This window comes from Streptomyces sp. NPDC031426, from assembly GCF_055581585.1.
In genome coordinates this window covers 35,949-48,543 of sequence record NZ_JBVIJE010000013.1, presented here as the reverse complement: position 1 = coordinate 48,543, position 12,595 = coordinate 35,949, and the positions used below count along the sequence as shown (strand labels likewise).

Genomic DNA, 12,595 nt, shown 5'->3' with positions numbered 1-12,595 from the left:
TCTTCCGCTGGGCGATGTCGATACGTCGTCATAGTGCGTGGCCCAGCGGGTCCCTGGCTGGTGCCGCCAGTACCTCCCGCACCGCGCGGCGCAAGATCTTCCCCGAGGGGTTGCGCGGCAGGGAGGCCGTGAAGTGGTACGTTCCCGGGATCTTGTAGTCGGCGATGCGGCCCCGCAGGGACAGCAGGAGTTCCCGTGGGGTGGCACTCGCGCCGGGCTTCAGCACGACCACCGCGTGCACGCTCTCGCCCCAGCGGTCGTCGGGCAGGCCGACCACCGCCACGTCGGCCACCGCGGGGTGCGCGGCGAGGGCCTTCTCGACCTCCGCCGGGTAGATGTTCTGCCCGGCGACGATGATCGTGTCGTTGATGCGGTCGCACAGGTGGAGGTAGCCGTCCTCGTCGAGGTAGCCGGCGTCGCCCATGTGCAGCCACTCCCCCACCAGGGTGCGGGCCGTGGCCTCGGGCAGGTTCCAGTAGCCGAGCATCCGGGAGGGGGTGCGGACGCAGATCTGGCCGACCGCGCCGGGCGGCAGGGTCTCGCCGCCGGGGCCGATCACCTTGACGTCGGTGCCGGGGCAGGGGCGGCCCACGGAGTTCAGCCTGGTGCTTCCGGGGTGATGGGCGTCCGGCGGGAGGCACACCGCCACGCTGCCGGTCTCGGTGCTGGCGTAGATCTGGGCGAACTCGCAGTCGTACGTCTCCAGGCACTGCTTGAGCAGGGTCTCGGACATGGGGGCGGCGCCGTACGCGATCTTGCGGAGCGAGCGGAACGCCTCGGGTCCGGCCTCGCGTTCGGCCGCCATCGCCTGGAGCATCGCGGGAGCGGCGAAGGTGGTCGTCACGCGGTGCGTTCGGATGAGCCGGACCGCTTCCTGCGGGTCGAACTGCGGCATGATGACGTTGGTGCCGCCCGCGTTGAGGGTGTGCAGGAACCAGCCGATGCCGGCCACGCCGAAGCCCGGCAGCGAGATCAGGGCCACGTCCTCGGGCCGCCAGTCGATCCAGTCGACGCCCTCGGCGCGGCTCGCGTGCGGCAGCGTGAAGAAGCTGCGGTGGGCGAGGACGGCGCCCTTGGGCAGGCCGGTCGTGCCGCTGGTGTAGATCTGGATCACCGCGTCGTCCGGGCCGGTGCCGGGCGTGGGGTCGGTCTCGGGCTGGTCGGCCGCCCAGGCGAGCACGCCGGTGCCGCGCGCGGGTTCGCCGTCGGCGTCGGTGCCGTCGACGCGGATCACCCGGCGCAGTCCGCGCAGTTGGTGGCGGACGGTGGCGACGGTGTCCCAGAACTCGTCGTCCACGAAGATCAGTGTTGCGCCGGAGTCACGCAGGATGTGGTCGACCTCGTTCGGGGTGAGCCGCCAGTTGACCGGGACCAGGACCGCGCCGGCCTTGGCGCAGGCGATCATCACGAGGTAGTAGTTCGCGGACTCGCGGCCCAGGTAGGCGACCCGGTCACCGCGCCGGACGCCGCCGGCGCGCAGGGCGTGCGCGGCCCGGTTGCTGTCCTGGTGGAGCTTGGCGTAGGTGGTGACCCGGCCCTCGCAGACGATCGCCGGGTGCTCCGGGCGGCTTCCGGCGTGGGCGCGCACGGAGTGGTGGAGCGTCCAGCGCTCCCTCGGTGTGTCGGTCATCTCGGTTTCCCGTCCCTTGCTGTTCACGCTGCCGGGGCGAGCTGCCCGTCGACGAACCGGGCCAGCGCGCGGACCGTGGGGTGGTCATGGGTGAGGGAGGCCGGCAGGGGCAGCCGGAACGCCTGCTCCAGTGCGGCCTTGACCTGCTGGGCCATCAGGGAGTCCAGGCCCAGCGACACGAATTCGGCGTTCGCGTCCAGCTCGTCGCCCTCCTCCAGGTGCAGGACGGCGGCGACCTTCTCGCGGACCACGCGGGTGACGGCGGCGAGCCGTTCGGCCTCCGGCAGCGCGGCCAGCGCGCCGAGGTCGAGGCCGGTGCCGTCCTCGTCCGTGGTCCGCCGGGCGAGCCGGTCGTAGAACAGGTCGCCGGTGACGCTGCCGGAGACATAGCGGTCCCAGTCGAACTCGCCCACGATCCGCTGCGTGCGCGGCCGGCCCCAGAGCCGGGCGAGCGTGTCCAGTGCGCGGGTCGGGGAGAAGAAGCGGACGCCGCTGCGTTCGATCTCCTGGCTGAGGTGCTCCTCGAGGCGGGCGGACATACCGACCCGGGCCCAGGCGCCCCAGTTGACCGACAGGCCGGGCACCCCGCGCCGGCCGCGCCACTCGGCGAGCGCGTCGAGGGCGGCGCTGGCGGCGGCGTAGTGGCCCTGGGTGGCGCCGCCGAGGACGGAGGCGATGGAGGAGTAGGTGACGAAGAACTCCAGCTCCGGGAAGGACTCCTCGGCGGCCTCGTGCAGCAGCCAGCCGCCGTAGGCCTTCGCGGCGAGCTGGGCGTCGATGGACTCCCAGGTCAGCTCGGAGATCAGTTTCTTGTCGTAGGAGCCGGCGGCGTGCACGATCCCGCCGACCGGGTACGGGCCCGCCGCGAGCTGCCGGACGAGCCGCCGCACGTCCTGCGGGCGGGAGATGTCGGCGCGAACGACGTCGATCTCGGCGTCTGCGGCGAGGTCGGCGAGGAGCGCCGAGGCCTCCTCGGTGGCCCGGCCGCCGCGGCTGACCAGGGTCAGGTGCCGGGCGCCGAGGGCGGCCAGCTTGCGGGCGGTGACCAGGCCGAGACCGCCGAGGCCGCCGGTGACCAGGTAGGTGCGGTCGGCGCGGAGCCGGGCGGGGCCCTCCTCGACCGCGTACTGCTGCGGCTCGGGCCGGCCCTCCGGCGGGATCACCGCGTCCCGTTGCGATCCGGCCCGGCCCTCCGCCAGGAGCACCGCGTCCGGCGGCTGCTCGGCCGGGTCCTCGGGCAGGGTCACCCAGGCCCGTCCGGCCGGGTCGGCGAGGGCGGTGCGCAGGGCTTCGCCGGTCTCGTCGAGCCGGAAGCGGGGCGCGGTGTCGTCGGAGCCGGTGGCGTGGACGACGGCCGGGACGGGCACGGTGAGCGTGGCCCGGAAGGTGCCGTCGTGGCGCACGAGCACCTCGTCGCCCGGCGCGAATCCGGTGCCGTCGGCGGTGGCGAGGACCGTGCCGCGCGCCAGCCGCCCGAGCAGCGGCGGGGGTTCCTCCTCGCCCTCCGCCGCGCGTTCCGCCCGGCCGGTGTCCAGGGCGGCGCGGGCGTCCTCGGCGGTGAGGCCGACGGTGTGCACGCGGACCTGGACCTCGCCGGCCCCGGGCGCCCGGTCGGGGACCGGGGCGAGGGCCAGGTCGGAGAGGTCGCCGGAGTCGGGGGCGCGCAGTTCGAAGCCCCCGGTCCAGGTGAGCGCGGTGTCACCGGCGAGCAGCCGGCGCACATAGCGGCGGCCGGGCCGGTGGGCGACCTGGTACTCGCCGGGCGGCTCGGCCCGCCACTCCTCGGCGAGCGGGGCGAGGCCGCTGCCGGGGGCGAGGTCGACCAGGGTGGCCCGGTACTGCGGGTACTCGGTGAGCAGCACCCGGCCGAAGCCCCACAGGGTGGCGGCGCCGAGGTGGCCGCCGTCGCCGGCCGGGTCGCCCGGCAGCCACTGGGCGCCCTCGGTGACCAGCCATAGCCGGGGCGGCCGGGCCACGGCCTCCAACGCGCCCACGAGCGCGAGGAGTTCGCGGTAGTTGTCCTCGCACTCGGCGCGCAGCCGCTCGGCGGACATCGGCTCGGGGCGCTGCCGCCACAGCCGGCAGACGTCGGTGACGGTGGGGTCCTCCAGGGCGGCCTTGAGGTCGGTGAGGCCGGTCAGCCAGGTGACCTTGAGACCGGGCTCGGCGGCGAGTTCGGCGGCCCGCGCGGCGGACGGGTCGAGCAGCACCACATGCCGGGCCGGGCTGTGCTCCTTGGCCGGCAGGGCGCGGCGCACCCAGTCGGGGCGGTGCAGGAACTGCCGGCGGCCGGCGCGCCCCTCGGGCCGGGCCATGCGTACCCCGAGCAGCTCGGCGACCGGCTCGCCGTTCTCCAGCAGCAGCACGTCCGCGAGGCGCCGGTCCTGTTCGCCGCGCACCCGGGCGAGGACCCTCAGGTTCTGACCGCGCGGCTTGCGGAAGTGCCGTACGGCCGCGATCTCCCGCGGCACGAACACCGGGCCCTCGGGGTCGAGGACGACCAGGGCCTGCACGGCGGCCTCCAGCAGCTCGGCCGGGACGTGTTCGACGGCGGTGGCGTCGCGGCCGGTGAGCTCGCCGGTGACCAGTCCGTCGCCGTGCCGGGCGGCGCGCAGCAGGAGTCGCATCCTCGGCCCCTGGGGGCGGCCGACGGAGGCGAGGTCGGTGTAGATGTCCTCGTCGTCGATGTGCTGGGCGGCGGGGGCGAGGGTGGCGTCCAGTTCGGCCAGCTCCGAGACCGGGACGAGGGGTTCGGGCGCCGCGGCGACGACGGCGGTGGCGTGCAGGTTCTCCTCACCGCCGACGATCGTGAACACCTCGACCTCGGCGCCGCCGCCGTGCCGGGGCCGCCAGCGGGTGGTCAGCGCGGTCACGGTCTCGGCGGGCAGCTCCAGCGGGGCGAGCAGCCTCAGGTCGCGGACGGCGGAGCGGGCGTGGCCCTGGACCGCGTCCTGCACGGCGAACAGCAGGTCGACGTAGGCGCCGGCGGGCAGCACGGTACGGCCGCCGTCGGCGAGGTCGGCGAGCGCGCCCAGCTCCTCGGCGGTGAACTCGGCCGTGAACTCCCGCACCCCGCTGGCGAACCGCTCCTCGATGCCGAGCAGCGGGTGCCGGGCGCTGCCGTTCGCGGCGGACCGGCGCGGGGTGACCGAGGGCAGCCAGTAGCGCTTGCGCTGGAAGGCGTAGGTCGGCAGGTCCACGCGCGCGGGCACCGGGTGTCCGGCGTGGTAGCCGCTCCAGTCGACGGTGAGGCCGGCCGTGTAGTAGTCGGCGAGCGCGGTGAGGGCGGTCGCGGTGGTGGTGTCGCGGCGGCGCAGGCTCGCGAGCCACAGGTGGTCCTCGGCGGTGACGCCGCGCCGGGCGAGCGCGGTGAGCGCGGCCTGCGGGCCGATCTCGACCATCGCGTGCCGCCCGCGCTTGGCGACGGCCCGGATGCCGTCGAGGAAGCGGACGGGTTCGCCGATGTGGCGTACCCAGTAGTCCGGGTCGCCGATCTCCCGGAAGCGGGCGAGGCGGCCGGTGACGTTGGAGATGAGGCTGATGGCCGGCTCGCGGAAGGTGATGCCGTCGAGGGCGGCGCGGAAGTCGTCGTAGACCTCGGCCATCAGCGGGGAGTGGAAGGCGTGGGAGACCTTGAGCCGGTCCACGCGGACGCCCTTGGCCTCCAGGGCGGCGACCACCTCGTCCAGCGCGGCCGTGGCGCCCGAGATCACCGTCTGGTCGGGGGCGTTGATGCCCGCCAGGGCCAGGTCGTCATGTCCCTGGAGCAGGGGCTCGACGTCCTCGACGGGCGCGGCGACGGCGGCCATCCCGCCCGCGGTGCGCACGGCCTGCATCAGCCGGGCGCGGGCGGCGACCAGCCGGACCGCGTCGGGCAGGTCGAACAGCCCGGCGACGGCGGCGGCGACGACCTCGCCGATGCTGTGTCCGATGAGCACGTTGGGCCGGGCGCCCCAGGCCATCCACTGCCGGGCGAGGGCGTACTCCAGGGTGAACAGGGCGGGCTGGGTGTACTCGGTGCGGTCGATCGCCTCCGGGTCGGCGGCGGTGCCGAGCAGCAAGTCCCTTACCGAACGGCCGAGATGGGCGGCGAACAGCTCGTCGCACGCGTCCACGTGCTCGCGGAAGACGGGGCAGGCCGCGTAGAGGGCGGCGCCCATGCCGGCGTACTGGGAGCCCTGGCCGGTGAACAGGAAGGCGGTCTTGCGGATGCCCGAGGGGCCCTCGTGTTCCTGCTCGGCGGCCCGGTCGAGGAGCCTCGCCAGCGCGGCCCGGTCGGCGACCGGGGCGGCGATGCGGTAAGGGTGGTGGGCGCGGGTCGTGTTGGCGCTGTGGCACAGCGCCTCCAGGGGCTGCCGGTCGGCCGACTCCCGGTAGGCGGCGGCGAGTTCGCGCAGGGCGGCGGCGTTCTTCGCCGACAGGGTGAACAGCGGTGCCGCCCCTTCGCCCGCGGCGGGCTCCGCGGGCGCGGGCGCCTGCTCCAGCACCACCGCGCCGATGGTGCCGGCGAACCCGAAGCTGTTGACGACCGCCCGCCGCACCTCGGCGTCCCACGGCTCGCAGGCGGTGGGCACCCGCAGCGGGTAGAGGTCCCAGGGGATGCGGCCGGAGGGCGTCTCCAGGTTGAGGTGCGGGTAGATCGTCCGGGCCCGCAGCTGGAGCACGGTCTTGATGACGCCGACGATGCCGGAGGCGGGCTCCATGTGCCCGAGGTTGGTCTTCACCGAGCCGACCAGCACGGGCCGGTCCTTGGTGTGGGAGTCCACGAACACGTCGCCGATGGCACCGAACTCGATGGGGTCGCCGAGCGGGGTGCCGGTGCCGTGCGCCTCGACGTACTGGATGTCCCCGGGCGTCAGGCGGGCGGCGGCGAGCGCGCTGCGGATGACCTTCTCCTGGGCCGGTCCGTTGGGCACGGTCAGGCCCGCGCTGTCACCGTCCTGGCCGACGGCCGTACCGCGCACCAGGGCGAGGATCTGGTCGCCGTCGCGCTCGGCGTCGGACAGCCGCTTGAGCACGACGATGCCGCAGCCCTCGGCGCGCGCGTAGCCGTCGGCGGACTCGTCGAAGGTCTTGCAGCGGCCGTCCGGGGCGAGCATCTGGGCGTTGGAGAACATCACCGGGATGCGCGGGTGGTGCAGGGCGTTGACGCCGCCGCACAGCGCGATGTCGGTCTCGCCGGCGCGCAGCGCGTTCACGGCGAGGTGCAGGGCGACCAGGGAGGAGGAGCAGGCGGTGTCGACGCTCATGCTCGGGCCGCGCCAGCCGAGGAAGTAGGACAGCCGGCCCGACAGCGGGAACATGGTGATGCCGGACGCCAGATGGCCGTCCAGCTCCTCGTACGGCAGTGAGTCCAGCTCCAGGGCGTAGTCGATGGAGCTGGCGCCGATGTAGACGCCGCCGTTGCCGCGGCGCAGCGGGGCCGGGTCGATGCCGGCGTGCTCCAGGGCCTGCCAGGCGGTCTCCAGCAGCAGCCGCTGCTGGGGGTCCATGTAGCGGGCTTCCTTCGGGGAGATGTTGAAGAAGCCCGCGTCGAACAGGTCGATGCGGTCCAGGAACCCGCCGGCCGAGGCGATGATCTTGCCCTTGTCGTCGGGGCCCTCGGGGGTGAACGCCTCGACGTCCCAGCGGTCCCGCGGGATCGGTCCGATCCCGCTCCTGCCCTCCTTGAGGAAGGCGTCGAACTCGTCGGGCGAGCCGCTGCCGCCGGGGAACCGCAGACCGATTCCGACGATCGCGACCGGCTCGGGCGCCTGCTCTGTCTCCGTACGCGGCATGGAGCGACTCCTCAAGCTTCCTTGACGGCCTGGGTCAGGTGGTCCACGAGATGGGCGATCGTCGGCTCGTTGAAGAGCACGCTGACGTTGATCGACAGGTCCAGGAGCTGCTCCAGGCTCTGCCGTATCTCGGTCAGCCGCAGCGAGGTGAGGCCGAGATCGAAATAGCTGATGTCGAGCGGAAGATCCTCGGAATCGTCCATGAGCAGAACGGTCCTGAATTTGGCCAGGACGATTCCCTCGATCTCTTCGGCGAGTTCGCTGCGCGGCAGCTCGCGCAGGCGCCGGCTGGTGCTGTCGACAGGTGGCATGCGCCTCATGCAAGCAGCGCCGGCTGACGCCCCACTGACGGCTTCGTACAAGGCAGTTGGCCGGATCAGGCCGGTCAGTCGGGCGTCAGCGCGGGGTCAGATTCCGCTGCCACGCTCGCCTTGCTTCAAGAAATCCACACGCCATATCCGAAAGGCTGAAGATGCTTCGCGAAGCCGCGCAGGAGGAGAGTGCTGAGGCACCTTCCGGATTGAAGAGCTACGACCTCTACATCGCGGGCAAGGACGTCGCCGGAGACGGCTGGGTCTACACCGTCAGCGGACGCTCCCTGCTGGAAGACGTGTTCACCAGCGTGAGCCTGAAGCGCTCCCTCGAACAGGACCCGGAATCCGAGGCGGCGAGGCACCCCTATGTCGTCGGGCGCTGCGCGATCGCGGACGACTCGGCCATCGACCTGGCCACCCAGGCCGCCGCCGCTGCCGCCCCCGACTGGGCGGCCGTACCGCTGGAGCGGCGGATGCGCCTCGGCACCCGCTTCCGCGAGGAACTGATCAAGCACCAGGACGAGTTCCTGCGCATGCTGGTCGCCGAGTCCCACCCGGTCAAGCTCGCCCGCTGGGAGCTGAGCTGCCTGCTGCAGATCTACGCCCCCGGCTCCCTGCGCTGGTACCTGAAGCAGATGCGGGTGGAGAAGGAGTACAACGGCCGCAAGCTGATCCTGCACCGCCAGCCGGACGGCGTGGTCGCCTTCAACCCGCCGCAGAACGCCCCGCTGCCGAGCGCCGCCCTGTGCGTGCTGGCGCTGATGGCCGGCAACGCGGTGGTGGTGCGGGCGCCGCGCAGCATCGCGCTGTCCACGATGTGGCTGCTGCGGGACGTCGTCGCCCCGCTGCTGGAGGAGGTCGACGCGCCGGCCGGGGTGCTCAACGCGGTGTGCTCCAACCCGAAGCAGACCATGGACCGCTGGATCGCCGACCCGCTGATCAACGACATCTTCTACATCGGCGGCAGCCAGGAGGGCCTGCGCTTCGAGCAGCAGTGCGTGGCGCACGGCAAGAAGCCGATCCTCGAACTCGCGGGCAACGACGGCATCGTGGTGTGGAAGGACGCCGACGTGAAGTGGGCGGCCGAGGCGATCACGGAGGCCTTCTACGGCTCCGGGCAGATCTGCATGGTGCCCAACTACGTCCTCGTCCACCCCGATGTCGCCGAGGCGCTGATCGCCGAGGTGAAGGAGCAGGTCAAGGGCATCCGTCCGGGCCTGCCGGAGGAGGAGGACGTGCTGCTGTCGCCGGTCAGGCGCAGCGAGCGGTTCTTCCGGCTGCTGCGGCAGGCCCTGGACAACGGCGCCGAGCTGGTCACCGGCGGCCACCGCACCGAGCTGGACGGCACGGTCTCGGAGACGGGCGTGTTCCTGCAGCCGACGGTGGTGCGGGTGGACGGCCTGGACCGGGCGCGGACGTACGACGTGGTCCGCGAGGAGACGTTCTTCCCGCTGATCCCGATCGTGATCGCCGAACGCGACCACGACGACGCCCTGCTGGAAGCCTTCCTGCAGTTCGTCAACAGCAACGACTACGGGCTGCGCAACTCGCTGTGGTCCCGCTCGGACCACGTCGTGGAGACCTTCGTGCGGCGCACGGTCAACGGCGGTCTGCTGAAGGTCAACGACTCCCACATCGGCTTCCTGCCGTACCTGCCGAGCCACGGCGGCACCGGCCGCACCGGCGGCGCCTTCGGCGAGGCCAACTACCCGATGCTCAAGACCTCCCATGTGCAGGGAGTCAGCATCGCCCGCGACGTGAGCCCGTACGACGCGGTCTTCGGCGCCTGACCACATTCCGACCTGCGGAGGTTTCCCGTGCGTTCCCTCGATGCCGCCCGGACCGTCTGCGAGCGGTTCCACCCCGGACTGCTCAAGGAGCTGGAGCAGATCCCGTACGCCGAGCGGGAGCGGCCCGGCAGCCCTGTGATCGACCTCTTCCGCATCCACGGCGGGGTCGGCCTGCTCATCCCCGAGACCTACGGCGGCCATGGCGCGGCCCCGCTGGAGGCGCTGCGCGTGCAGCTGGCCCTGGGCGCCCTGTCGCCGTCCCTGGTGGCGGCCGTGTCCATGCACCACTTCACCGCCGCCATGCTGTACTCGCTCGCGGTGAAGTCGGGCCGGCTCACCGCCGCGCAGACCGAGCTGCTGCACCGGATCGTCCCGGAGCAGCAGGTGATGGCCTCCGGCTGGGCCGAGGGCCGTACCGCACAGAACATCCTCAAGCCGGCCGTGACCGCGCGCCCGGTGGAGGGCGGGTTCCTGCTCTCCGGGGCGAAGAAGCCGTGCAGCCTGTCCGGTTCGATGAGCCTGCTCACCGCGTCCATCGCGATCCACGGCGAGGACGGCGGCGAGCCGGAGCTGGCGCTCGCGATCGTCCCCGCCGACGCCCCCGGTCTGTCCGTGCACCCGTTCTGGGGCAACGACCTGCTGGCCGGCGCGGAGAGCGACGAGGTCCGGCTGGCGGACGTGTTCGTGCCGGCCGAGATGGTGGTCCGGGCCGGCGCCGACGACCCCAGCCGCCTCGACGACCTTCAGTCGGCCGGGTTCGTCTGGTTCGAGATGCTGATCTCCGCCGGGTACGCCGGCACCGCCGCCGCGCTGGTGGAGCAGGTGCTGGAGCGCAAGCGGGGCGGCGTGGAGGAACGGGCCGCGCTGGCCGTCGACATGGAGGCCGCGCTGGCTCTGCTGGAGGGCGTCGCCCGCGGCACGGGCCCCGAGCCCGGTGACGAGGAGTCGGTGGCGCGGGTGCTGGTCGCCCGGTACGCGGTGCAGAACGCGCTGCCGGACATCGTGGGGCGGGCGCTGGAGCTGCTCGGGGGGCTGGAGTTCATCAGCAACTCGGCCTCCGCGCAAGGCGCTGCCGCTACTCGAGCACTGGCCTTTCATCCGCCGTCCCGGATCGGTGCCGCCGAGCCGCTTCTTGCCTACTTCGGCGGGGGGCCGCTGGTTCTGGCGTAGAGCTCGGTCGGCAGAGCCCGTGGGCGGCTGCGGTCCGTCTATGGCTGGTCGCGCAGTTCCCCGCGCCCCTTAAGGGGCGCTGCACCCCACCGACCTTATGACCACCCTCTTTGGAGTGAGCGACACGTGACCGTTATCCAGGAATCACCGGCGACTTCGGCCGCCGACACCGAGGCGGAGATCCTCCACCTCTACCGCGCCCACCTCAGCAAGGGCCGGGCCACGCTCGCCGAGTTGTTCGGCAGTCATATGGAGGTGGCGTCCGAGGGCGCCTGGCTCACCACCAGTGACGGTGAGCGCTTCCTGAACGCCGGCGGCTACGGCGTGTTCATCATGGGCGCCCGGCACCCGATCGTCATGGAGGAGGTGGAGCGCCAGCTGCGCACCCACCCCACCGCGACCCGCATCCTGCTGGAGCCGACGGTGGCCCGCGCCGCCGAGGCCCTGGTCTCCGTGCTGCCGCCCGGTCTCGACCGCGTGCACTTCGCGCTGTCCGGCGCCGAGGCGGTCGAGACGGGACTGAAGCTGGCCCGCGCGGGCGGCTACAAGCGGACCATCTCGATGCGCGGCGGCTACCACGGCAAGACCCTGGGCGCGCTGTCGGCGACCGCCAAGGACGTCTACCAGGCGCCGTTCCGCCCGCTGGTCCCCGACTTCCAGCATCTGCCGTACGGCGACGCCGACGCCCTGGAGGCCGAGCTGAGGGCCCACCCGGGCGAGGTCTGCGTGATCCTGGAGCCGGTGCAGGGCGAGGGCGGGGTGATCGTCCCGCCCAAGGGCTACCTGAAGCGGGTCGAGGAGCTGGTCCGGGAGTACGACGGCTTCCTGATCCTCGACGAGGTGCAGTCCGGGTTCGGGCGGCTCGGCGAGTGGTGGGGCGCCGACATCGAGGGCGTCGTACCGGACGTCCTGCTCACCGGGAAGGCACTCGGCGGCGGGGTGATGCCGGTGTCGGCGGCCGTCGCCACCCGCAAGGCGTTCCGCCCCTTCGACAAGGACCCCTACGTCCACACCGCCACCTTCTCCGGGCAGCCGGTGCTGATGGCCGCGGTGCAGGGCGCGATCCGGGCCGTCAAGGAGGAGCGCCTGGTCACCCGGGCCATGGACCTCGGCGCCCGGCTGCTGCCGCGGATCGCGGAGGTCGCCCGGCGCAACATCCCCGAGCTGGTGGTGGATGTGCGCGGCCGGGGCCTGCTCATCGGTGTCGAGCTGGTCGAGGCGGGTCTCGCCGGCGAGCTGCTGATCGAGCTGTTCAACCACGGCGTGGTCGCCAACCACTCCATGAACGGCAGCTCGGTGGTGCGGTTCACCCCGCCCGCCGTGCTGGACGACACCGACGTGGACTTCCTCGTCAACTCCTTCGACCTGGCCACCCGCGACCTGATCAAGGGCGCGGCCAAGATGCCGGAAGGCGGTAACTGATCGTGCGGCACGTCGAACTCGATGCCCTGATACCCGCGGAGCAGGCCGAAACGGTCCTGCACGCCGTACGGCGCTGGGAGAAGTACCCCGACCTCGCGCCCCACGTCAACGCGACCACCGTGCACGCCTCCTACCCCGATCCGAAGGCCTCCTCCAGCTGGGAGCTGCACTTCCGCAGCGGTCTGCTGCGCTGGACCGAGGACGACGTGATCGTGCCCGAGGAGGGCACGATCCGCTTCGAGCAGTCCGACGGCGACTTCGACTCCTTCTCCGGGACCTGGTCCGTCCAGCAGTCCGGCGCGGACGTCACCGTCCGCTTCGACGCCGACTTCGACTTCGGCATCCCGAGCCTGGAGGGCATCCTCGACCCGATCGCCGAGCGGGTCATCAAGGAGACCGTCGCCTGGGCGCTGACCGGCCTGTTCCCGGCCGTGCGCATCCAGGGCGGCATCCAACTCACCGAGCCCGCCGCGGTCGGCGCCTAGGACCCGC

General features: G+C 72.7%; 7 protein-coding genes. 4 read left to right on the top strand and 3 right to left on the bottom strand.

All coding sequences use genetic code 11. The annotated features are described in order from the left end of the window. Positions 1 to 28: 28 nt before the first annotated feature. From ACZ5NH_RS26230 to ACZ5NH_RS26220, 3 genes are read right to left on the bottom strand one after another with little or no spacing between them, the layout of a single operon-like run. Positions 29 to 1,630 (bottom strand): fatty acid--CoA ligase, encoded by a 1,602-nt coding sequence (locus tag ACZ5NH_RS26230; RefSeq protein ID WP_468778574.1) that lies wholly within the window; start codon positions 1,628 to 1,630, stop codon positions 29 to 31. 23 nt (positions 1,631 to 1,653) lie between these two features. Next, the gene (locus ACZ5NH_RS26225) at positions 1,654 to 7,407 is read right to left on the bottom strand and encodes a type I polyketide synthase (RefSeq protein ID WP_468778572.1); all 5,754 of its coding nucleotides are present in this window, start codon (positions 7,405 to 7,407) and stop codon (positions 1,654 to 1,656) included. Between the two features lie 11 nt (positions 7,408 to 7,418). Beyond that, on the bottom strand, positions 7,419 to 7,718 hold the full coding sequence (locus ACZ5NH_RS26220) for an acyl carrier protein (protein WP_388624645.1): 300 nt from the start codon (positions 7,716 to 7,718) through the stop codon (positions 7,419 to 7,421). Between the two features lie 161 nt (positions 7,719 to 7,879). Here ACZ5NH_RS26220 and ACZ5NH_RS26215 point away from each other — a divergent pair, with 161 nt between their 5' ends. The 4 genes from ACZ5NH_RS26215 to ACZ5NH_RS26200 all read left to right on the top strand — a co-directional run bounded on the left by ACZ5NH_RS26215 (position 7,880) and on the right by ACZ5NH_RS26200 (position 12,588). Continuing rightward, positions 7,880 to 9,511 carry an aldehyde dehydrogenase family protein gene (locus ACZ5NH_RS26215; RefSeq protein ID WP_388624647.1) on the top strand — a complete coding sequence of 544 codons (1,632 nt, stop codon included), beginning with the start codon at positions 7,880 to 7,882 and terminating at the stop codon, positions 9,509 to 9,511. Positions 9,512 to 9,538: 27 nt separating this feature from the next. Beyond that, on the top strand, positions 9,539 to 10,681 hold the full coding sequence (locus tag ACZ5NH_RS26210; RefSeq protein WP_388624650.1) for an acyl-CoA dehydrogenase: 1,143 nt from the start codon (positions 9,539 to 9,541) through the stop codon (positions 10,679 to 10,681). A gap of 126 nt (positions 10,682 to 10,807) precedes the next feature. Then, positions 10,808 to 12,103 carry an aspartate aminotransferase family protein gene (locus ACZ5NH_RS26205; RefSeq protein WP_468778570.1) on the top strand — a complete coding sequence of 432 codons (1,296 nt, stop codon included), beginning with the start codon at positions 10,808 to 10,810 and terminating at the stop codon, positions 12,101 to 12,103. Positions 12,104 to 12,105: 2 nt separating this feature from the next. Next, complete coding sequence (locus ACZ5NH_RS26200) at positions 12,106 to 12,588, top strand: type II toxin-antitoxin system RatA family toxin (protein WP_468778568.1); 483 nt, start codon at positions 12,106 to 12,108, stop codon at positions 12,586 to 12,588. Positions 12,589 to 12,595 lie beyond the last annotated feature (7 nt).